Genomic DNA, 23,197 nt, shown 5'->3' with positions numbered 1-23,197 from the left:
TCTGCAGTTCTTCTTTATTTCTGACGGCGAATAGTAGTGTATTTCTGTGGCTAGGGAAAACGCTAATTCACCTAGCACTATCATTGCATCAAAGGTTAAACGCCCTGCAATGCGCTTTGAACGCTGGGTAAATTAAGTACTTTTTAAACGCGATACAATTTTCGACGGGCTAAATTGTAATCTGCGGAGTTTTATTATGAAGAAGTTGTTGAGCGGTTTTATGCTGGGTATGGGGCTGCAATTTTCTGCAAATGTTCATGCCACTATTGATGTATCAGCGGTTGAAACACTAAACACTATTAATGTAACTGAAATGAAGGCTTCAGAGTTTGAAGCGCAATTTATTGCAAAAGATGCAGGCGGATTGGCAGTGCTTAGTGGGCGCGTTCAATCACCAGAAGCACTAATGCACTATTACACCACACTGACAAAAGAAGACATCGCGCGCTATACACAATGTGCATCTTTGCTAGCAGAGCTTACGCCCGCGTTTTCTGATTTTAAGAAACAGCTAACCAAGTTAACGGGGGTTCCTCTTGAAGATGTTAAGGCGTTTGGTGTTGTTGGTGCGGGTAACACCGCTGCAACCGCTTCACCACATGCAGTGGTACTTGGGCTTGAAATGATTTGTGATAAACAAAGTGCGGGCGACATCTCACTTACCTTTAAGAATTATTTGGCACACGAACTTGTACATGTAACGCAATATCGCCTTACTAAGCGAACAGATTTTCGTTTTAATTTGCTAGAGATGGCGCTTTTGGAAGGTAGTGCCGACTATGTGGCGACTCTGCTATTGGAAGAGACTTTTGTGTTGGATGATAAGCGAGCCGCATTTGGTGAAGCAAATAAAGCGTCGCTAATGAATACGTTCATTCAAAGTATGGATACCTTTAATTATGCGCCTTGGCTTTATACATTGTCTCCCACGTTACCATCAGTTGGCGAAATGCCTTTAGACATGGGGTATTGGGTAGGCTTTCAATTGGCAACCGATTATGTAGCAAATGGTGGCGAGCTATCACAATTGCTGGCACTTGACGACGCTCACGTTATTTATGATCGCGCGTTTCAGCAAAGTTCGAACGATTAGCATAAAATTGCATACGCTGTGCAAAAAATGAACGTGCTGGTGTGGCTATAGTGTTTTTACTGTAACCAAATAGGTGAAAACACATGCATCACAACACACATTCATTTCTCGTTATTGGCGCGTCTGGTAAAACAGGTTCTCGTGTGTATAACACGTTAAAAGATAATGGCTTTAACGTGAAGGGAGCCAGCCGAAATGGCGAAGTTCATTTCGATTGGCAAGCGCCTGAAACGTGGGCAGCTTCATTGCGCGATGTTGATGCCGTTTACCTTACTTACTATCCTGACTTAGCTGTTCCCCAAGCACCCGACGATATTGCAAAGTTTTGTGCGCTTGCCAAGATAAAAGGCGTTAAGCACATCACGCTTTTGTCAGGAAGAGGCGAGCCCGCTGCGCAAGTGTGTGAAGAAATAGTGCAGCAATCGGGTTTGAGCAATACCATTGTAAGAGCCAGTTGGTTTAACCAGAATTTCAGCGAGGGTATGTTTAACGCTTATATTAAGGCGGGCACTATTGCGTTACCCGTTGGCAGCGTTACCGAGCCATTTGTAGATGTGGACGACATCTGTGAAGTCGTTGTCGCCTCACTGACTGATGATAAGCACAATGGTGAGCTATACGAAGTAACGGGCCCACAATTGCTTAGCTTTGAGGAACTCGCGCATACCTTTTCTTCTGTTCTTAATCGGCCCATTCACTTTCAACAAATATCGCTCACCGATTTTGTACAAGGTTTAAAGTCGCATCAGGTCGACCCGAGTGCCATTGAGATGCTGTCTTATCTATTTACAGAGGTGCTAGATGGTCGAAACGAGTTTATTGCTGATGGTGTTCAGCGTGCATTAGGTCGCCCAGCAAAGTGTTTCAGTGATTTTGTGGCCGACAATATAGCGTATTTTGGTGATCATCATGATTGATACATTAGAAGCGGTTACCTTGTTGTCGATAGTTGAAGCACTGCTTCAACTATCGATGATCGTTATGGTGGGGTTGTATTTTATTTTCAGCAATACCGTAATGCTCATACTTGCCACGCATCGCAATGGTGCTGAGGTAATGAATGGTATTAACGCCGTTATTTTGAATCCCTTGTTTCTGTTTTTGTTTGCCGTGTCTGGCGCGGCAGGTGTTTATTTCTTTTGGTTTCATACCGGATTTCAAGCGCTATCGGGCTTGGTATTCTTTATCGGTACTACAGTTGTGACTATGTTGTTTAATGTACCGCTTAACAATAAGCTAAAAGATGCTGGTAGCGAACATGTCGCTAGCGTTTGGGCTGAGTATTTAACGCGATGGGTTAAGTGGAATCACGTTAGAACGATTTCAGGTGTGATATCTGGGTTTTTATTATCGCTTTAATGCTATGCTAAATCGCAAGGTATAGCAGATGAATTGGGTGGTACATATTTATGGGGTTTGACTACAAAGCTCGTGTTGAGACGCCCATTCGCGACGAACCTATTGGTAAGTTATTGGATAGCTTACGAATGGAAAGCGCCTTTTTTACGCAGTCGACACTAACAGTGCCGTGGGCATTAAGCATGCCGCCCATGCACAACTGTATGATGTTTCATATGGTCGTAAAGGGTAGTGCGGTATTTCACATTGGCACAACTAGCGTAGTATTAAATGAAGGCGACTTTATCTTATTCCCTAAAGGTGAGGGGCACCGGCTTAACGATGGTACGTGTACTTTCTTTACGCCTTTAAGTGAATTACCTATAAAAGCCGTAACCGAGCGTTTTGAAACGTTAAGTTTTGGCGGTGGCGGGCAGTCAACAGCCATGGCGTGTGGCGTGTTGCTTTTCCAACATCCCTTGGCGATTAAACTGCTCGGTGTGCTTCCCTCTTTCATCCTTATTCGTAAAGAACTGCTAGGAGAAAAGCAGTCTCCTACCAGTGTGGTCACTAATATCAGTCAACTGCTTGAGGCAGAAACAAGTGGCGTTGGCATTGGTGCTGAGGCGGTAATTGCGCGTCTAGCAGACATATTGGTTATTACGGCCATGCGGCAACATTTAAGTCAGTTAGATGCGGAGCAGATAGGTTGGTTAGGGGCGCTTGAGGATGATCGTATTGGCCAAGCCCTAACATTAATCCACGATAGCCCAGACAATCATTGGTCGCTTGAAGAACTGGCTCAAAAAGTGGGGATGTCGAGAACCAGTTTTGCTCAGCAATTTAAGCGGCTGGTGGGTAATACACCCATGGAATACCTTACAGAATGGCGAATGTCCTTAGCCTATTCTAAGCTGCAGCTATCAAAAGATTCTATGCTTGCCATTGCATTAGATATTGGTTATCAATCTGAAGCCGCATTTTCGCGGGCTTTTAAAAAAATTATTGGTAAAAGCCCTAATGCGGTGCGCAAGGCATATCAAGCCGACGCACTTTAGGCAACGTCAGCTTCGGTTTGAGACGCTTGCTTGTCTACCCATTTAAAAATCTGGCTGACCGTTTTTGCATCACCGAGTATTTTTGTATGCCCAGTATTCTGCATAGGAAGTAAATGTGCATTGTCATTAGCGTCAAACAACTTCTTAGCATCAGAAAACGGTACTTGCTTATCGGCTACGTCGTGCACCAATAAGCTGGGTATATTTGAACGACCAAGCAACTGATGAACTTCAAGCGCTTCAAATCCAAGCCCTACATAATTTTCAACGTCTTCGTGAAATAAGGGTTTGGCCCGTCCTCTTAGAGACAACGCGCTTGCGAAGCGACTGATTACATCAAGAAATGAAGCCGGACTCGAAATGAGTACCAAAGATTTTGCTATGTTAACAGTGCTTGAAACACAGCCTAACGCACCAGCTCCCATAGAGTGGCCTATGGCGATATCAAAGTTTTTGCCAAGCCAAACGGAAGCTTCTGTTACTGCTTCAATAAAAAAGCCGGGATGAGACATAGTGTACCGGCTTGGCCCATGTGCTCTAGGGTGTATACCATAGATGGTATACTCTCGTTCTCTAAGCGCATCAAAGATACGAGTAAACTGTGTTAAATCGCCATTCCACCCATGAATAAGAAGCGCTGTCTTATTGCTATTTCCTTTCCATATTGATAAATGCGCATTGCTCGACTTAAGTAAAATCTTTTCTGGCGCAACAGGTAGGCATGATGGTGGTGACGAAGGTTTTCTCACGGTGAATAGAAGCTTTAATGCTTGCGACGAAGCAATTTTAGGAAGCATTGTGCTTACGCTTGCATAGTATGCTTTGTAGCCAGCAAATATCAGTTTTTTCACGGTGAGTCTCCAGTTAAAGTCTAGAGATTACACGTTTACACTGTCACGAAATTATCAATCCGTTCAATAAAGTATGCAAAGCGTACATACTTTTTTGTGTTTATCGGGTTAGAGCGTGTCTGACTTTTTATTGTTTAAACAACCAAAGCACCGCGTTTTCAAACTCGCCCACCCATAAGGCTTCGTTGTGCTCACCGTCTTCTACAACATGTGAAAAGAGGTTTTGCTGGCTGACTTGCTTATCTTCAAGCGCTTCAGTCATGCGAATAGCATAGGGCACCATAGACTCTCCCTCTTTGCCACCGACAGAAATATAGAAGCGGCTATTTTGTGGAATGTCAGTACGTTCAGTAAAGCGAAAAACCTCTTCGCTAAACCAATAGGAAGGCGAAAAAATGCCCGCTTTGCCAAATACGTCGGGGTGCTTGATGATGGCATAGTGAGTCATAAGACCACCCATTGAACTACCAACCATAACCGTATTTTCGGCATCGTCTAATGTGCGATATTGCTGGTCGATGTATGGTTTCACTACGTCAGTAATGAAAGCGAGATACGCATCTCCTTCTGCAATGCCAAAGTCGTCATGAGGCCATGGTGAAAGCTCATTCATTCTATGCTCGCTACCATTATCGATACCCACAACAATGATATTGAGGCCGTGAGACGCTGAAAGTTTGTTTAAGGTTTCATCAACTTGCCATTCACCTGCATAGGAAGTTTTCTCGTCAAAAAGGTTTTGCCCGTCATGCATGTAAATAACAGGAAAGCGGGTTTGTTCTTGTTTGGTATTGTTATAGGCAGGCGGCAAATAAATACGTACCTTTCTATCTCGAGATAGGCCGGGGATCGTGAACGATTTTTCAATAATATCAGCACTCAAACTATGATGGGTATTCTCACTAGTGGAGCTTTCATGCGCTGTCGCTTGACGCTCAGAACACGAAATTAACGACAAAGCGACTAAGCAATAAAATGTGTTTTTTAACCAGTGCTGCGGTTTGCCTACAAATGTTAACGTCATGATTGGGATACTCGACTAGTGATGTAAAAGGGTGCTACGCATTGATAACCTAGCACATCACATTTTTGTGTGTAACTAAACTCTTTAAATGTAAGCAAATACACATTAAGGGTGAGCGAGTTTTTAATAGCAGGCTTAGTGTTAACTGGGCGCTTCGAGTCGTTCCATTAATTCGCTGAATTTCGTTCTACCAACGGGAACGCTGGCTCCTGATTTTAAGTGAGCAATATACTTTGCCCCGGACTTTTGAGAAATGCTTTCTAATTCGTTGAGCGAAATAGCATAAGAGCGATGCACTCGAATAAAGGTGTCGGGTAAAACCTGCATTAATTTATCAAGGTGCTTGTCGTGCAAAATAACATGATTATCTTTCGTGGTTATTTCACTGTAGTGCCCAGCTGCTTGTACAAATTGAATGTTATCGATTTCAAGAAAATGTACCATGTCTTGTTTTTTGTATGACAGGGTTTTGCATTGACCTTTTACATTAGCATCGGCAAAGCGTTGTAGCGCTTTATCTATTCGCTCTTGCGTAAAAGGCTTACCGACGAAATCAAGTACACCTAATTCAAACGCTTCTAACGCACGGTCAGTGTTGGCTGACACTACAATAGTATGGAAAGGCTGAACGAGTTGCTCGTGGAGTAGTAAGAATCCATCTTTGCCATGTAAATTAAGATCAAGAAACAATACATCAACAGGCTGACTGACAAGACTGTCCTGAGCGTCTTCCAAATTACTAAAGTGTTTAATCGCCGCTTTCCCCAGAGTACTTTCAGTAATAAACCGCCGAAGCCTTTTGGCTACCATTGGCTCGTCTTCTACCAATACGATATTCACTTCGAGTCCTCATGTTTGTTAGCTTTTTCAGAAGCGGGAAAGGTGAGAGTCACTACCCAAAAGTCAGCCTCTTGATGCTCTTTAAATGACCACAAATCGCCAAACGCTTCTTGTAGTCTCGCTTTTACATACTTGTTGCCTACACCCGTATGTAATCCGTTGATATTGTTGTCTGACTCGCGCGCATCAATTGAAATAGCGCCCGCGCTACGCATCGACTTGAAGATGACACTCGTCACTTTAGCGTTTTCTCTATCGGTATTCCCCTCTAAATAGAATGAGTAAGCGTGGGAATCATAGCGGTTGTGGCTAAAGGCATTCTCGATAAGGGTTAATAAGATCCCTGGGGGAATACGTTGCTGAAGATTAATATTATGCTTTATCAACTCAAACTTGGCATCAAAGCGATAGCCCATTATTTTTAAATGACTTTCGCAAAGCGCGAGTTCTTGTTCAAAACTAACGAGGGACTGATTGCTAAGCTGCGCCATTTGACGAAATTCTTGCGCCAATGCTTGAATAAAAGCAACAGCATCTTTGGGAGATGTATCTACCCATTCTTCTATTGCGGTAAGCGTATTAAGAATGAAGTGGGGTTGTAGCTGCTTTTTAACCAGCTCAAGCTCTAATCGTTGGGTAGTGAGTTTGGACTGAGCGAACGCTCTTTGACGCTCACTTTGCGTTTGATTTAGCACCATAAGCATAAGCAATGCTAAACCGATAAACGATACGAAAAAGTATTGGTCCATAAAAGAAAAGCGGCTTAATACTACAGGGGAAATAAACACCATTAAGCCCGTAGTCATTAGCCATGCGTGCTGTTTACGCGCAATTAAGCTAGCTATACAAACGGCAATACTGCAAACAAGCCCTGTACCAAACAACACAAAACTTCGATAGTCATAGCCATCTACAAATAGCATTATTAAGGTGTAGAGCAACGCAAGTGCGCACAGTGAGTAGGTTGCAACCCGTTTTGTGTAGCGGAAAAAGGCAACAAAGAACATCGGCAATAATACGCTGATGGCCAAGGTTAACCATAATACCACTTCCATTCTCACTACGTGCCATGGGTAGGGGTATCCGAACAAACCTCGCCACGACTCCGCTACAATTAATAAGATAAGCGTGAAACTTAAGCTTCCAAACCATAAATAAGTAGCGTTATTAAGTGATGAGAAATAAACAACAAACGAGTAAAGCGCGACCAACAACAAGGCACTTAGCATCATAATTGGCAGTCGGGTACGTTCCTCATTTATGTTTATCAAATTGCTATAGTCATCTGCAAATACCCAAACGCCGCTGTGGGTAAGACTGTCTGGCCTAAACTGGCTACTAAACCTAATCATGACAGTATTTGACCCCTGCATTATCAGATGAGGCGGTAGCAAAAATACGCTATCGATATTTCCGGGGACCTCGGGGGTATCGACTACGGCAGGTATGCCATTGTTGCCAATAAATTCACCATTGAAATAGACCGAGTACGCGCCAAGCACTGAAATAAAGAGCCCTTTCGCTGTTTTAACCTTGTTGTTAGTTAGATCTGCCCCATTGGTTCGCGGTGTATCCTCATTGAGTGGCAATGTAAACTTAAGCCAAATTGCTTCATCGGGTAGCGTCAAACTGGTTATATCTTGGTTTTGCCAATTTGCCTCTTGTGAGGGAAGTGAAGTTTGCGAGGAGTGTAATAGCGCAAAAGATGTAGGCATAACTAACGTCTGTAGCGGTGGCTTGTGCATAAGAACTAGACCCCAAATAATTGCGGCCATCAGCATCAAATAAAACCAATTTACAATTCGCACAGACGGAATTACCTACTTGTTGTTAAGAGGTATTACCTTACACAGTTTTGTTGTGGCATTGAACCTTTCTCAATGCTGTTCAGGTTGTGTAGATGCCGTTCAGGTTTTTGTCGATATAAAACGGGTTCTTTCTGATTAAAGTGTGAACATCTTTATGAGGAGAGAATGATATGACACCCATGAAAACCCTACTTTCTGGCGCTACTTTATTTGCGTTAACGGTACTTAGCGGTTCACCCTATAGCTGCGCAATGGCGGCAGAAACAAAAGCGGCCTCGCAAGCGCAAATTAGTATTACGCAAGCACAACTCGACACGTTGTTGGATGAATATAAACTTTCAGGAGTGAGTCTTGCTGTTATCGATAACTATGAAGTTGTGCTTACGGCTTCAAGTGGTGAAAAGCGTTTTGGTTCGGGTCAAAAGATTGATGATGAAACGGCGTTTTCAACCGCGTCTATTTCAAAACCGGTAACCGCGCTGTTAGTCGCCATGCTAGAAGAGCAGGGCAAGTTATCTCTCGATGACTCAGTGTCAAAATACTTAAAGCGCTGGAAACTTAATTCAACCGATTTCCCTAATCCAGAAGCGATAACATTTCGCCGCTTACTAAGTCATACCGCAGGCACAACGCAAGGCGGATTTGTTGACTATTACGAAGGCGACGATGTACCCACTGCTATTGATAGTTTAAATGGTGTGAAAGTGCCGCGCTACGACAAACCCATCAGTTTGATGTTCGAACCAGGCACAAGTTGGGCGTACAGTGGTGGTGGCTATGTGATAGTGCAAATTGCGTTAGAGGATCTTACCGGCATGTCATTACCAGAACTGGCCCAAACCATGTTATTTGAGCCACTTAATATGTCGCGTACCACTATGTATCAACCCAATCACGATGCGTTCTTATCAAACGTGGCAAGCGTACATAATGATGACCTAACCGTTATTGGTGCAGGCCTACCGATTTGCCCACAAATTGCGCCATCAGGTATGTGGAGTACGCCAACTGATATGGCCAAACTTTTAATTGAAATGCAAAACGCGCTAGCGGGAAAACAAACTCAGGTTATTTCAGACGACGTAGCAAGAACCACTACCCACATAGAAACATTAGACGTTGCCGGCGGGTGGGGACTTGGCTGGATGCGAACCGAAGCAAAAGCTAATCAAGACTGGTTTTCTCATGGTGGCTCTAACACGGGTACTGGCGGTCACATAATGGGCACAATGGATGGCGGCCGAGGTATTGCCATATTCGGCAACGGCGGTAACCCCGCGCGTATTCCAGTTATTGAAATATTGTCTGCTGATATCATGGCGCAATTGGGTTGGAACACATCAATTGCTAATGCTTCGCAACAGGCTGACCAGAGCACGCTTAAAGCGATAGAAGGTACTTATGATTTGGGATTTGGACAAACCCTAACGGTTAAGCAGCAAGCAAATCAATTGGTGTACGAAGGTGGGCTAAAGCTTTGGTCAGCAGATACTAGCGGTGTATTAGTGCACGTTGGTGAAGGAAAATTCGCCACAGACGGCTATGCCAATCTGTTAAGTTTAGATGTGTCTAATAACAAAAAGCGTTTAATGGTTAGTCGGAAAGGCAGCGACAAAGTCTCTTTCTTCCCAGAAGTTGAGCCTAAACCTTAGGGGGAAGCGCTTGATTTGATTGCAAGCGTAATCCGTAACAAAACACACTAAAAAGTCGAGTATTTACTCGGCTTTTTTTATTCGTTTTTTGCTATTTATTACGCTTTTGAAAAACTGTCTATGCTTATTTAAACGCTACCTTAAAAGCAAGGCCATGAGAGACCCCGAAGGGCTAATACGTCTGCGAAAGGGAAAACTTCGATGACAGCATTTTACAGCATGTTGATGACCGTTAACGCCGTGTGTGCTATTAGCATTTTGCTGTCTGGTATCGACAAGCAGAGGCCCTATTTTGTTGCACTGGCCATTCTTAATGTAATCCTGTTCTTCTTCCATTGGTTTTCCCTGTCACTGCACACTGCTACCAATGCAGAAGACGCTATCCTTATCAGCAAATTTCACTTAGCGTGCATCATTATAGGTCATCCATTACTTATTCTCGTACTCGGGCTCTGGACGCATTTTAAGTACATCAATGCGCTCTTTTACGCATTTTGTGTGCTGTCATTACCTATATTGCTTATCAATTTGTTTTCTGACTACTCCATTCGCTACGGAGATAATGTGCAACTTGTGTATTACCAAACCTTTTTTGGTGACACCGCAACATTGTTAAAAGGCGAGGGAGGGGCGTATTTCAAGCTAATTCATTTAAGCTACGGGTTGTCATCGCTTTTTATGATGTACTGCGTCGTTCGTTTTTATAAGCAAAACCAAACCTATCTTTTTGGCGCTTTAGTTTTGACTATCGCGCTTCAATTTGCTTCGAGTGTAGTCGGGTTTCACATAGATCAACAATCGTTAAATTGGGTATACGTGGGAGGCGTACCTTCCACCGTATTGTCTTTGTTAGTATTGGGCATGATAAGTCGCGGCTTCAAAGAAAAGTCAGATGAATTGATGAAAGAAGTTGAAGAGAAAAGCGCGCTTCAGCACGTTTTTGCCGAGCTTGCACAGATTTCTAATGAAGATGGTCAGCATGCCTTTTATGAAGAAAGTGTAGAGTTGTTGGCGCGTTTTTCTCGCGCAGACTATGTGTTATTCGGTCTGGTAGAGCCTCACGATAAACAAAATATCGCAACCAGAGTAGTGTTCAAAGACGGCAAGCGCATAGACAACTTTGTGTACGAACGAAAAGGGACACCGTGTGAAAATGTGCTCACCATCCAGTCTTGTATTCATAAAGCACATGTTGCCGATGATTATCCTGATGATGCGATGCTTCGCGAAGAGGGAATAGAGGCTTATATTGGTTACCCCATTGTTGGCAGCAATCAATGCAATGTAGGTGTGCTGGTGCTGCTCTATAAAAACGTACTGAAAAATGAAAGCACCATTAAAACGGTTACCGACGTTTTTGCAACCCGGATAAGTGCAGAACTTAGACGGCAAGTACTCCAAGATGAATTAAGGGCAACAGCCTATGTGGATTACCTTACGCGCTTACCAAATCGGATTAAACTTCTGCGATTCATTAACACTATTCGAGCTGAGCAACACCTACACAAAAACCAAGCATTACTCATGCTTTTTGATGTCGATCACTTTGGCGAGGTGAATCGGAAATACGGTTATGATGTGGGCGATCGCGTGCTTAAAATTGTGGGCGAACGGTTACAGAGTTACGCCAATGAAGGCGTGTTTATTTCACGCTGCGGGGGGGATGAATTTGCGGTGGTGATCCCTGATGTTCACGCTGATATCACCAGTTTAACTAATGTTCATTGGACCGCCATTCACGCCATAGTCAACAAAACGTGTGCAATAGGTAATCGTAAAATTAATATCAATTGCACAATGGGAGCGGTCATTTTCCCTTCGCAGACCGATGTAAGCTTTGACGTTATTGGCGCTGCAGAACAAGCCTTGATGAAGGCGAAGGAGCACGGACGTGGGCGATTTGCTTTCTTCGATCCTTCATTTCTTTCAAACCTTGAATTCACTCGCGAAGTTGAAGCAGATCTTGTGGCGGCATTGCACAACGAAGACGGTTTAGACGTTTATTATCAGCCAAAGGTTGATAGAGATGGCGCTATTGTTGGCGCTGAAGCACTGGTACGTTGGTTCAGTCACAAACGAGGTTTTGTATCGCCTGCTGACTTTATACCAATAGCCGAAGAAACGGGGGTTATTCACCTATTAGGGCAGTGGGTATTAGCGCGTGTTTTAGAGGACATAACAAAGTGGCGGAGCAACGGGCTCAAGTTAGTTCCCATTGCAATAAATGCCACGGCTTCACAGTTTGAAGACTCAGAATTCATTCAACATCTAATGACCTCGATTGAAGCGCAATCACTTCCGCCCCATTTAATTGAGTTAGAGCTTACAGAGTCAGGCTTGCTTATCGAGCGCAAGAAGGCCATTTCAACATTAAATGCCCTTAGAAGTTTTGGTATTACTGTCGCATTAGATGATTTTGGCACTGGCTATTCGTCACTTTCGTATTTAAGCGAATTGCCTTTAGACGTGCTTAAAATCGACAAATCATTTGTAGACGGACTTCACGATGAGCGCAATCGCGAATTGGTGAAGTCGATAATAGCAATTAGCAACACCATGGAACTTACCAATGTTGCCGAGGGAACAGAGACCTTAGAGCAAGTTGAACTTATGGCATCTTACGGTTGCAAACTATTTCAGGGTTACTATTTTAGCAAGCCACTATCGAAGGCAGACTTCGAAACCTGGCTCACTCCCCAAAATAGTTAACGCAGGTCATCAGGTGTGTTATCGGCAACCACTGCGTTGCGCTCGCCCATCGGTTTGTCTTCGCCGACCGTACTATCTGCAGTAGTTTGAAGCTCCATAGCCGCATTTAGCTCGGCACCTATCAACACAATATAGGCACTTAAATACAACCACATTAGCAGAATAATAAGCCCGCCTACGGAACCATAGGTTTTGTCATACGAGGCAAATTCATTAAGGTAGAAAGAAAATGCACTTGATGCTAGCACCCATAGCAACGTGGCAACGCACGAGCCTGGCGTTATCCAGCGCCAGCGGGCAGGTCGTCGATGGGGGGCATAGCGGTATAAAAGTGACAAGCTCAGATTGAATAGTAGCAATAGCAATGGCCAAGTTATCCATCTCGCATCTTTTTTATCGAGGCTGTAATGGGTTAGCGCACTGATAAGTTCAGGTAAAAGCGACACACTAAAAAGTGCTATAAGCAGCATAAATATCATGCCAAGCGTACAAACAACGCGTGCAATTAGTCCGTGAAAAAAGCTTCTTCCTTCAGGCTCAATATAAGTGATGTTGCAGGCTTTGATTAAGGCGTTGCCTCCTTTGCTACTGCTCCACAGTGATAACAGCAGTGTAAAAACAAAGCCCCATCCCAGTGTCGCGCTTGACTTTTGTGTAAGGGAAGTTAACTGCTCTTCAATAATGTAGCGGCTTTTTGAAGGCACTAGGTCAACTAAAAGTACCATGTGCTCTTGTAATTCTTGTTGCGACACCACCAAACCATAGAGCGAAATTGTGGCGGCCAATAATGGAAATATAGCAAGTAGAAAATAAAAAGCGGTGCCCGCTGCAATAAGCGGAACATTGTGGTCTTGTATATTGCCAAATACTCGCTTGGCTATACGCCACCAACTGCTTATAGAGAGATCAAATAATGATTTGGCACTTTTGAAATTGTCCTTGTTCACAAAATCGCATCCTTTAAATAACTGCTTACTCTTACGAAGCCCGTGAACATATGGGTTACTCGCTAGGCTAAAAGCGCACTAAAGTGCCTGTAATAGCTTCACACATCGCGCTTTATTCCATCAATTTCATGAAGTCTGTCAAATTCGTCAAATAAAGTATTCCGTTTGAAAAAGCCCGCCTACTCTTAGTGCTAATGACTCGTGCCTCGCTGCGCTAGTAACCTTTCGCGCAGTGAAGTGCAGCAATAACGCCATTTCAAAGCCAAAGAGGCAGAAATACAACAGGAGTACATAATGTCTAATGAGTTTGCCGGAAAGACAGCGATCATCTCTGGAGCAGCAGGTGGGATAGGCTTGGCATTGGCAGAAGCCTTTGCCGAACAGGGGATGAATATTGTAATGGGCGATATTGATACGCAAGCGTTACAAATATCGGCCGATGAACTGCGTGCCAAGGGCTTCAATATTTTAACTTGTGCACTTGATGTCACAGACTATGCGCAGTGGGAGGATATTGTGACAAGTGCCAAAGCACAGTTCGGTAAGGTGCACATGGTAGTTAACAATGCAGGTGTGGGCGGAACGCCGGGAAAAATAGAAGACTCAGAGCACGAAACATGGCGCTGGGTAATGGACGTAAACGTAATGGGTGTGCTTTATGGCGCGCAAGCATGTGTACCCGCTATTAAAGAGCATGGCGAAGGCGGCTGGGTGCTTAATGTTGCCTCTATGGCAGGTATGATGGGGATGCCATATGCAGGCGCGTACTGCGCTTCAAAAGCGGCAGTGGTATCGATGTCTGAAAGCTGGGTTGCCGAATTACAGCCGCACAATATCCATGTGTCGGTATTGTGCCCAGCTTTCGTTAAAACGCGCATTCACGAATCTTATCGCAATCGTCAACAGAAATACGCTGTAACCTCTGACAAGCGTATTGATAAGGATAAGCTAAAAGCGGGGGCACAGGCTGCTACACGAGCCGTCGAATCGGGTATTCCAGCTACAATGCTTGCACAGCGAGTATTAGAAGCATTGCGTTCGAATCAAACTTACATTTACACGCACCCTAATTATCGCAAAGTAACCAGCGCGCGTTTTAAAGCCATTGACCATGCATTTGTTGATGCAAAAGACAGTGACGTGGTTGGACATTTAATTAATGATGACATCGTGACGTTTTAACGGGTGTTGTTCGTGAATGGGCACGACCGAGTATGCAGACATCCATATTAGTTTACACTCGTTAAACTACATTTTTGGGTGGTTGGTCGTGTGGTTAATTGAAAGTTAACCAAAATATTAGTAATGCTATAAAGTTACACAATAGAACTCCCATAACATGAAACACACTGGATAATAATAATGAACAAGCTCCTAAAAGCGGCAGTAGCGGTGTCGATGGCACTTTCTATGCCCGTAATGGCAGATAAATCAGACAAGGAAACGGTTTTCAACAGCGCGACTTTTGAAGCGATGGAACTGAGAAACATTGGCCCTGCATACATGTCTGGTCGTATTGCTGATATTGCTGTCGACCAGAATAATCCATCAACTTGGTATACTGCTGTAGGTTCTGGTGGCGTGTGGAAAACCACAAACGCTGGCACCACATGGAAGCCAATTTTTGATAAGCAGGCAGTGTATTCAATTGGTGATGTGACGATAGCGCCAAGCAATTCAAACATCGTTTGGGTTGGTACTGGCGAAAACAATGGTGGTCGTCACATTAGCTTTGGCGACGGTGTTTATAAGTCTACAGATGGTGGCCAGACATGGAAAAATATGGGGCTGAAAAAGTCTGAACACATTTCTGATATAATTATCCACCCAACAAATCCCGATATTGTATGGGTTTCTGCGCAAGGTCCACTTTGGACAGGAGGCGGCGAACGCGGTCTTTATAAAACCACTGATGGTGGTGAGACGTGGAAGCAGGTTCTAAAAGGTGCCGATGAATGGACTGGCGTAACGTCGCTACTTATTGACCCTCGTAATCCAGATAAGCTATATGCTGCCACGTGGGCGCGTCAGCGTACCATTGCTGCTTACGTAGGTACCAATGAAGGGGCAGGTATTCACACATCAGATGACGGTGGTGAAACTTGGACTGAGCTAAAAACTGGCTTACCAAGTGGCAACATGGGTAAAATTGGTATGGCAATATCACCAATGAACCCTGACGTGCTATATGCCACCATTGAAACCGACAATCGCAAAGGCGGTTTCTACCGTTCATCAGATCAAGGCGCAAGTTGGAGTAAGATGTCTGACGAAGTAGGGGGCGGTACGGGTCCTCACTACTATCAAGAGATATTTGCTGACCAGCATCAATTTGACCGCGTTTACATTGCCAGCAACTACAGTAAAGTGTCTGATGACGGCGGCAAAACATGGACGCCAATTAATACTAAACGCAAACACGTAGACGATCACGCCATGGCGTTCCATCCAACCGATCCTGATTTTGTGTTGATGGGATCTGATGGTGGTATCTACATGTCTCACGACAGAATGGCCAACTGGCGATTTATGGCAAACCTGCCATTAACGCAATTTTACAAAGTTGCGCCAGACGACAGCAAACCTTTCTATACCGTTTATGCTGGCGCGCAAGACAACTCGACACAAGGTGGTCCATCTCGTACTAACCGAGAAGAAGGTATTAAGAACAAAGATTGGTTCTTAACCTTAGGCGGAGACGGACACCAGCCAGCGGTGGAGCCGGGCAACCCGGATATAATGTACTCTCAGTGGCAACAAGGTAATCTGGTTAGAATTGATACAACCAATAAAGATGGTGTGTATATTAAGCCACAACCACTACCAGGGGACCCGGCAGAACGCTTTAACTGGGATGCGCCAATTAACGTATCAGCACACGATCCGAAGCGCATTTATTTTGCTTCACAACGTGTGTGGCGAAGCGATGACCGTGGAGACAGCTGGACGCCAATCTCTAAAGACCTAACGCAGAATAAAAATCGCATGCACATGCCGATGATGGGCAGAACCTGGTCGGTAGAAGCAGGATGGGACTTGTATGCAATGAGTGAGTTCCACACTATTGCTAACTTTACAGAGAGCCCAGTAGATGAAAATATCCTGTGGGTAGGTACTGATGACGGCATTATTCAAGTGACCACTGATGGCGGTAAAAACTGGAAGAAGATTGAATTAGGCGATATTCGCGGTATTCCTGCCACGGCTTACGTCAACGATATTCGAGCGGATCTGTTTGATCCAAACACCGTTTACGTCGCCTTGGATAATCACAAGTATGGCGATTACAAACCGTATCTTATTAAGTCGACCAATTTAGGTAAAAAGTGGACGTCACTTGCCGATGATTTACCTGAGAAGCATCTTGTTTGGCGTATTGTCCAAGACCATGTAAACAAAGACTTGATGTTTATCGGTACTGAGTTTGGCATCTTCTTTACGGTTGATGGTGGTAAAGATTGGGTTGAACTTGATGGTGGCATGCCAACGATTTCAACTCGTGATGTAAAGATTCAACGTCGTGAGAATGATTTAGTAGCCGGTACATTTGGCCGTGGTATTTATATTCTGGATGACTACGCACCATTGCGTCAGCTTACTAAGCAATCGATGGAGCAAGATGCGTTACTCTTTGCACCAAGTCGCCCGGTTAAGTGGTTCCAGTTAGATACTAACCATACTGATTCTGACGGTGATGATCGCTTTGTTGCTGAAAATCCGGAGCATGGTGCAACACTGACTTACTATCTGAAAGATAGCTTGCTAACTGCCAAGGAAAAGCGTCAGGAAGCTGAGAAAAAACTGCTTGATGACAAAAAGTATCCTAAATATCCAAGTTGGGAAACAGTAGAAGCCGAGCTTGAAGAAGCGAAGCCTGCGGTTTATTTAGAGATTCGTGATGCCAATGGTGATGTGGTGAATCGTGTTGAAGGAAGCACTAAGAAAGGTCTTCACCGTGTAACGTGGGAAATGGACTATGCGCTCACAACACCGCTTACCGATAAAGAAGGTCGAAATGGTGGCTTTATGGCAATGCCTGGTACTTATACCGCGGCCTTGTTTAAGCGAGAGGGCGCTGAAATAACGAAGTTGGCAGCGCCAGTTGAGTTTGTTTTAGAGTCGATTTACCCAGGTGCTTTAGAAGGTCCTTCTGCTCAAGACATTAAGACATTCCAAGCGTCGTTAGAAAGTGCGCAAAAACGCGCAATGTCGTCAACGGCTGTGCTTAAACAGCTTGAAGGCACAATGGAGCTACTACGTGTTGCCATTGACCGTACACCGAGCGATGTGTCTTCACTTGAAGCGAAGTATGCGTCTATACAACGCGAAATTCACGATGTGAATAACGTACTGTTTGGACTTGAGTCTCGTGATCGCAAGGGGGCAAAACCTGCAAACGTGATGAGTCGCTTAGGCTATGCACGTTCGGCGCTTTGGTCATCGTATGGTCCAACACAGCAGCATAAAGATCAGTTAGGTTATGCTGCTGACGGTCTAGCAGACGTTACGGCTCGTATTAAAACGCTTCAAGAAAGCGCGGTACCAGCACTGCAACAATCTGTTGTTGACCAAGGAGGTCCTTGGACTACAGGTTTAACTGTTATTGCTAAGTAAGTAAGCCTTTGATAAAAAACGGCAGACAGTGTTCTGCCGTTTTTTGTTTTCACTCCATTGCGTTATTTGCGAAGGCAAATACGTTTTAATTGTAAGAATTTAGATTGTTTAAACTCACCTTTGCACTGAGCAGTGTGTTGGTGTCTGCTCAACTTTTAGCAGTACCAGAAGCCAACATTGAAAGATACACGGTTACTACTGAACGTTCGTTTTATGACGACACGCTCGCACGGATTTTTCCTCAGTATCACTACAATCAGCGCAATATTGGCAGCCCTGTACACATTAACGATATTTTATTGCAATCACCCTCGGTCAGCTTAAACGGGCAGGGTGGACAATTACAAAACATCAATATTCGAGGCTTTTCAAGATGGCGCGTTCAGTCGCTTGTCGATGGTGTTCCCGTTGTTAGCGACCGCCGTGCAGGGGCAAGTATTGGTTTTGTTCCCCCATCATTAATTGACAATGTGTCTGTTGTACCCGGCGCAACCTCTACCTATCTTGGTTCAGGAGCAATAGGTGGAGCGGTCAATTTGCACTTTAATAGTGTTGTTGAGCCAACTATTCAAATAGGCGTTAGCGACAACCAAAATAGGCGTGAAATTAGCTATGCTGACGTTGTTGATGACACCGACTGGCATATTGCTTATCGGCATGCAGGCAATGGCGAAGATGCGAATAGTCGAGAATTGTTAGATGGGTTTGAACAAACATCATTTTTTATTCGTCATCGTTCACAAGACAGTGATGTAGAGGAAGCATGGACACTTTATTCACACAATCGAGATATAGGAAAGTCGAGTAGCGATTTTCCCACGGATAAGATAACGGTTTACCCAAGTAATACACATTGGCTTGGGAAGCTTCGTTTTAATATAAAAAGTCAAGATGATGATAGTGAAAATGGCCTAGAGGCAAGTGTGTGGTGGCACCGCAACACGCTTGAAACTAACACATTACGACCTGAAAAAAGGATAAATACTAGCGACAATGAAGCACTGGACTTTGGGGCGAGTGTAGGCAAACGCCTAATGGTAAGTGAATGGTTTACGCACTGGCAGTTACAAGTAAATGGCCGAGAAGGCGTAATTACTGATGAGAGTGAGTTTTCGCTGCCATCGGCATCGCTGGAATATGCTATTCGCACCTTAGATGCAAGCGAACTTACCGTTGCAGGCGTATTAGATGCCAGTCGCTCATTTAACAGTGTGTCAGTTGCAGCGGGCGGTCGGGTCGACTGGCAGCAACAGTCAACAGATATTGCCGATGTTGTTGATGCTCAGGACGTAACTAATGCTAATGTCAGCGGGTTTATAGGCACAAGCTACGCACTGTCGTCACAATGGACAACAAGTCTTTACTTGTCGAGTGCCTTTAGGAATCCGTCACTGACCGAGCGCTTTTTTAGTGGGGAAACACCGCGTGGTACTGTACTGGGCGATAGTCAGCTGGATAGCGAAAGCGCCACCAATACGCAGGCTACAGTATTTTATGCAGATGATCAGATTAGTGGTTCATTAGCACTGTTTTATCAGGAAGTTGATAATTATATCGAGAGAAAAACGGTTCGCGATAATGCGGGGAATGACACCGAGATATTGCAATATTCCAATCTCGATAGTGCCGTGATCAAAGGGGCAAATTATCAAATTAAGTGGAATGACTCAAATGAACAATGGGGCGTTCAACTGACTGGGGCCTTCACACATGGTAAGGACAACCATGGCGCGACAGTTGCCGATATCCCTCCGCACAATCATCGTCTAACCCTTCATTACGATGCAAACCAGTGGCGGTGGTTTAGTTCCGTAATTTATCGAGCCAGTAAGCGAGAGATTGGCGATGGTGAGCGTGAACTCGAACGCGTGGTTACGTTAGATATAGGCGCGGCATTGCAACTTACACCACGGATAAAAGTTAATGCTGACGTTCAAAACCTAACCAATCAGCTTTTTTATAGTAGTGCCGACGACAAAGCGGCATATGCCCAGGGGCGAACGATACAATTGAGTGCCACTTTCTTATTGTGAGCGGTATAAACGTTTTTTGTATTTGCTCTTTAGTGTGGTGTATAGCATGACTAAACCGGTAAGCCATAATACAAATAATAAAATGGCGACCGGAAGAAACACCCAGAGTTTCGCCCCTTCAAAAAACCAGCTGCCATCATGTATGGCTTCTATTGTGTCGGTGCGTCTGTAGGCGACATGAAGCACTTCGGCAGTGGTTGCATCTATCTGCACTTCCCAGTGGTTCTTACCCCGTATCTTAATGATGCCTTTGCTGGGTCTTACATCAAGGCGGTCAATGTCATCCCATGTTGTTATGTTAACACTGGGAACCTGTTGAACTGCATTTAACACGCCTTCGAAACTAACGGATGGCGCAGCGTTTTGCACTTTTTGAGTAGGAGGTTGAAGCCAGTCAAACTCCTTCTTTACCTGCAGTAGTAACCCGCTACCAATAACAATAACAACGGGAATAAAGATCACCAGAGAAAACCATAAATGCAGGTTTCGGCTGATTCTTCGAAGGGATGATGACATGTAATTACTACCTCAAGCGATTAAAGCGCGCGGTGCTATTGTGGGCGCGCTTGTGCTGCACTATAAGGCAAATGACTTTTTGAGTAAAAATAGAAAACGGTCAAGTGCTATAAAATATCGTCTGTTTGATACATTTCTCTTATGTGGTGTCACATTTTTAATGTCAGTACGTTGTGCGTTTTTGAGCTGCATATATCTCGATTGAAAAAAAGTGCCATATTGCGAAAGGATTTTTCGTAGAAAAAGGTCTTTTGGGTTATTGCGTAATTTCGAAAGGCACTAGGTCAAGCTCGTGGGTAAGTAAAACGTTACGAGCCATTGAGTGAGCGCTACAAAAAAGAACGATATCAACGCGATAACATTATTCCAATTCGCAATCTTTCTGATAGAGAGCAAAACGACGAGCAAAATGGCGACCAAAACGGTGACCAGAACGAAAGAGCAGCGAGTTCAAATCAACTAACCGGGAACAAGATATCATGATACCGACAAATACCAGCGTAACGCGACAACCAAGGTTATTTCACTGTAACCCATTTTTACTACTGCTCCTGTCGTTGTTTTTTGTTTATCTTGTACCCGCGGCAAGCTATAGCGAAGCCGCGCAGGTAGTGGCGAGCGCAAATTCAGGAAATGATAGCGAACAGCCCCTTGAAGTGCGTTATCAACGCGCTATGAAGCACTGGCGCTATGTGTTAACAACGTACGTCGATGAACAGGGGCGGACAAATTTTCATGCCCTAGCGAAGGATATTGAGCCACTTGAATACGTGGTATCAGTCATTGAAGTTGTGAGCCCAAGTGCCACTCCTCAACTCTTTCCTAGTAAAGAAGACGTATTGGCGTTTTATATCAATACTTACAACGCACTTGCGATGTACGGTGTTATTGAAAGAGGGATCCCAGATGGTTTCACGAACTTCTTTTCAAGAGCGAGCTTTTTTAAACTTCGCGATGTCGTTATTGGGGGGGAAGTAACAAATCTGTACGACTTCGAGAATGACGTTATTCGTCCGCTTGATGAGCCAAGAGTACATTTTGCGCTAAATTGTATGGTAAAAGATTGCCCCAGACTGCCTCAAGAGCCTTTCTATGCGCACAACCTTGATAGCGTGCTCGAATCGTTAACCACCGCGTTCTTTGCTAATCCGAAGCATTTCTATTTAGACAGTAAGCACAAACGCGCATACGTGTCAGAAATACTCGACTTTTATACAGAGGATTTTGTTGAGTCAGGTAAGTCGCGAGACCTGCATCAGTATATTAATCGGTACCTAGAATCTGAGATACCGAGTCATTACAAAGTGCGCTTTATTGACTACGATTGGCGTATAAATTCAACCGATACGGTAGGCGTATCGAAGTGAGGCGATGTGATATATAATTAAGGGCTCAACTTCCCCTCATTTTTATATTTCATAGGCTATACATGATCCACAACGATGTTTTACGTCGCTTGCGTTACGCACTTGCAATTAACGATACTGCTGCCATCAGTATATTCAAACTTGTCGACTACGACATGGATATTGATTACCTACATGCCATTATGAAAAAAGAGGGCGAGGAAGGTTACTTACCTTGTCGAGATAAAATTATCTCGTTGTTTTTAGATGGCTTGATCATAAAAAAACGAGGAAAACAGGAAGGCAGCACGCCGCAAATTTTAGAAGCCGGTGAGCGCTTAAGCAATAACGACATTCTCAGGAAAATCCGTATTGCTATGAGCTACAAAGATGACGATATGATTGTTGTGCTAAAAAACGCTAACTTTCGTATTAGTAAGGGCGAGTTATCTGCATTCTTTAGAAAGCCCGATCACAGAAATTTTAAACCTGCTGGAGATCAGGTTGTCCGCAACTTATTGCAAGGTATGGTGAAAAAGTACCGTCCTGACGCTACACGTAGCGCAAATAGAAAACCTAGCGATAAGACCAACGACAGAAGTAAAACGGTAGCAAAGGATAAAGATGGTCAGAAGACCAACTCGGTTTGGGGAAAAGTCGCTAAACCGTCACGTTGATATTTAATTAAAATTGTTTGATTTGCACGTAGCGTGCGAATGTGAACAACGAAAAGGACAGATTAAATGAGCCGACATTTTGATAGTGCTGAAGGATTATGCGAGGAAAAAGATAATGCCACCCATGGTTATGTTTTTAATCAAACCATGTTGCGTATTGCTGACCCTAAGCGTTCGTTAGATTTTTATACGCGAGTAATGGGCATGACGCTCATCAAGCGTTTAGATTTCGAAGAAATGCAGTTTAGCTTGTATTTCTTAGCTGCGGGTGAGGACTTTTCTGACATTAGTGAAGACGACAATACCCGCATGCAACAAACGTTTGGACGCCCTGCAATGTTGGAGTTGACTCACAATTGGGGGGATAGCCCCGAAACGGTGCAATATCACAATGGCAATAGCGAACCTAAAGGGTTTGGTCATATCGGCTTTCATGTACCGGATGCAGAAGCAGCATGTGCGCGATTTTCATCGCTTGGCGTAGAGTTTCAAAAAGGTCTTAACGATGGCGCCATGAAAGGTATAGCGTTTATTAAAGATCCAGACGGTTATTGGATTGAAATTTTCAATGCGTCCAACGTGGCCGACACCTGCGCACCACATCTAAAGAAGTAAATTCGAAAAAACACTAAAAGGAGCATCTGCTCCTTTTAGTGTTTTCTCTTCTACCATTCAACATTTTACACGCGAT

General features: G+C 44.1%; 19 protein-coding genes. 13 read left to right on the top strand and 6 right to left on the bottom strand.

All coding sequences use genetic code 11. The features are described from left to right. The first annotated feature begins 196 nt into the window (after positions 1-196). The 4 genes from LHL20_RS02030 to LHL20_RS02015 all read left to right on the top strand — a co-directional run bounded on the left by LHL20_RS02030 (position 197) and on the right by LHL20_RS02015 (position 3,489). Positions 197-1,093, top strand: coding sequence for a DUF2268 domain-containing putative Zn-dependent protease (locus LHL20_RS02030; RefSeq protein ID WP_226432060.1), 897 nt, complete (start codon positions 197-199; stop codon positions 1,091-1,093). Between the two features lie 83 nt (positions 1,094-1,176). Then, positions 1,177-2,010, top strand: a complete 834-nt coding sequence (locus tag LHL20_RS02025; RefSeq protein WP_226432059.1) for an NmrA family NAD(P)-binding protein — start codon at positions 1,177-1,179, stop codon at positions 2,008-2,010. Next, complete coding sequence (locus LHL20_RS02020; RefSeq protein WP_226432058.1) at positions 2,003-2,452, top strand: anthrone oxygenase family protein; 450 nt, start codon at positions 2,003-2,005, stop codon at positions 2,450-2,452. The genes LHL20_RS02025 and LHL20_RS02020 overlap by 8 nt, the downstream gene beginning before the upstream one ends. Before the next feature lie 50 nt (positions 2,453-2,502). Continuing rightward, a complete protein-coding gene (locus tag LHL20_RS02015) occupies positions 2,503-3,489 on the top strand; it encodes an AraC family transcriptional regulator (protein WP_226432057.1) in 987 nt (328 codons plus the stop codon). On the opposite strand, the gene LHL20_RS02010 is transcribed toward LHL20_RS02015, so the two are convergent. The 4 genes from LHL20_RS02010 to LHL20_RS01995 all read right to left on the bottom strand — a co-directional run bounded on the left by LHL20_RS02010 (position 3,486) and on the right by LHL20_RS01995 (position 7,919). Beyond that, complete coding sequence (locus LHL20_RS02010; RefSeq protein WP_202262163.1) at positions 3,486-4,340, bottom strand: alpha/beta hydrolase; 855 nt, start codon at positions 4,338-4,340, stop codon at positions 3,486-3,488. The genes LHL20_RS02015 and LHL20_RS02010 overlap by 4 nt on opposite strands. Positions 4,341-4,467: 127 nt before the next feature. Further along, positions 4,468-5,364 (bottom strand): alpha/beta hydrolase, encoded by an 897-nt coding sequence (locus tag LHL20_RS02005; protein WP_226432056.1) that lies wholly within the window; start codon positions 5,362-5,364, stop codon positions 4,468-4,470. Positions 5,365-5,505: 141 nt separating this feature from the next. Next, positions 5,506-6,204, bottom strand: coding sequence for a LytR/AlgR family response regulator transcription factor (locus tag LHL20_RS02000; RefSeq protein ID WP_226432055.1), 699 nt, complete (start codon positions 6,202-6,204; stop codon positions 5,506-5,508). Continuing rightward, entirely contained in the window at positions 6,201-7,919 is a 1,719-nt protein-coding gene (locus LHL20_RS01995) for a sensor histidine kinase (RefSeq protein WP_226432054.1), read from the bottom strand. The genes LHL20_RS02000 and LHL20_RS01995 overlap by 4 nt, the downstream gene beginning before the upstream one ends. Before the next feature lie 263 nt (positions 7,920-8,182). On the opposite strand from LHL20_RS01995, the gene LHL20_RS01990 reads away from it, so the two are divergent. Both LHL20_RS01990 and LHL20_RS01985 read left to right on the top strand, forming a co-directional pair. Next, positions 8,183-9,664 carry a serine hydrolase domain-containing protein gene (locus tag LHL20_RS01990; protein WP_226432053.1) on the top strand — a complete coding sequence of 494 codons (1,482 nt, stop codon included), beginning with the start codon at positions 8,183-8,185 and terminating at the stop codon, positions 9,662-9,664. 201 nt (positions 9,665-9,865) lie between these two features. Continuing rightward, complete coding sequence (locus LHL20_RS01985) at positions 9,866-12,373, top strand: putative bifunctional diguanylate cyclase/phosphodiesterase (RefSeq protein WP_226432052.1); 2,508 nt, start codon at positions 9,866-9,868, stop codon at positions 12,371-12,373. On the opposite strand, the gene LHL20_RS01980 is transcribed toward LHL20_RS01985, so the two are convergent. After that, complete coding sequence (locus LHL20_RS01980) at positions 12,370-13,320, bottom strand: YihY/virulence factor BrkB family protein (RefSeq protein ID WP_159626927.1); 951 nt, start codon at positions 13,318-13,320, stop codon at positions 12,370-12,372. The genes LHL20_RS01985 and LHL20_RS01980 overlap by 4 nt on opposite strands. Positions 13,321-13,614: 294 nt before the next feature. Here LHL20_RS01980 and LHL20_RS01975 point away from each other — a divergent pair, with 294 nt between their 5' ends. The 3 genes from LHL20_RS01975 (at position 13,615) to LHL20_RS01965 (ending at position 19,967) form a co-directional block, all read left to right on the top strand. Next, positions 13,615-14,502 (top strand): SDR family NAD(P)-dependent oxidoreductase, encoded by an 888-nt coding sequence (locus LHL20_RS01975; RefSeq protein ID WP_226432051.1) that lies wholly within the window; start codon positions 13,615-13,617, stop codon positions 14,500-14,502. A 180-nt stretch (positions 14,503-14,682) separates the two neighbouring features. Continuing rightward, on the top strand, positions 14,683-17,934 hold the full coding sequence (locus LHL20_RS01970) for a VPS10 domain-containing protein (RefSeq protein WP_226432050.1): 3,252 nt from the start codon (positions 14,683-14,685) through the stop codon (positions 17,932-17,934). Positions 17,935-18,038: 104 nt separating this feature from the next. Continuing rightward, positions 18,039-19,967 carry a TonB-dependent receptor domain-containing protein gene (locus LHL20_RS01965; protein WP_226432049.1) on the top strand — a complete coding sequence of 643 codons (1,929 nt, stop codon included), beginning with the start codon at positions 18,039-18,041 and terminating at the stop codon, positions 19,965-19,967. Here the strand turns inward: LHL20_RS01965 and LHL20_RS01960 are convergent. Next, the gene (locus LHL20_RS01960) at positions 19,959-20,483 is read right to left on the bottom strand and encodes a PepSY domain-containing protein (RefSeq protein ID WP_226432048.1); all 525 of its coding nucleotides are present in this window, start codon (positions 20,481-20,483) and stop codon (positions 19,959-19,961) included. The two genes, LHL20_RS01965 and LHL20_RS01960, sit on opposite strands and share 9 nt — an antisense overlap. 318 nt (positions 20,484-20,801) lie before the next feature. On the opposite strand from LHL20_RS01960, the gene LHL20_RS01955 reads away from it, so the two are divergent. The 4 genes from LHL20_RS01955 (at position 20,802) to gloA (ending at position 23,121) form a co-directional block, all read left to right on the top strand. Next, positions 20,802-20,966 carry a hypothetical protein gene (locus tag LHL20_RS01955; RefSeq protein ID WP_226432047.1) on the top strand — a complete coding sequence of 55 codons (165 nt, stop codon included), beginning with the start codon at positions 20,802-20,804 and terminating at the stop codon, positions 20,964-20,966. After that, positions 20,963-21,850 (top strand): DUF547 domain-containing protein, encoded by an 888-nt coding sequence (locus LHL20_RS01950; RefSeq protein ID WP_226432046.1) that lies wholly within the window; start codon positions 20,963-20,965, stop codon positions 21,848-21,850. Before LHL20_RS01955 ends, LHL20_RS01950 begins: the two co-directional genes overlap by 4 nt. Before the next feature lie 62 nt (positions 21,851-21,912). Continuing rightward, positions 21,913-22,506, top strand: coding sequence for a DUF1456 family protein (locus LHL20_RS01945; protein WP_226432045.1), 594 nt, complete (start codon positions 21,913-21,915; stop codon positions 22,504-22,506). 66 nt (positions 22,507-22,572) lie between these two features. Further along, entirely contained in the window at positions 22,573-23,121 is a 549-nt protein-coding gene (gloA, locus tag LHL20_RS01940; protein WP_226432044.1) for a lactoylglutathione lyase, read from the top strand. Positions 23,122-23,197 lie beyond the last annotated feature (76 nt).

Source organism: Alteromonas sp. McT4-15 (genome assembly GCF_020515205.1).
Classification (GTDB): Bacteria; Pseudomonadota; Gammaproteobacteria; order Enterobacterales; family Alteromonadaceae; genus Alteromonas.
The sequence above is the reverse complement of the archived record's forward strand: the minus strand, read 5'-3'. Positions and strand labels throughout refer to the sequence as shown.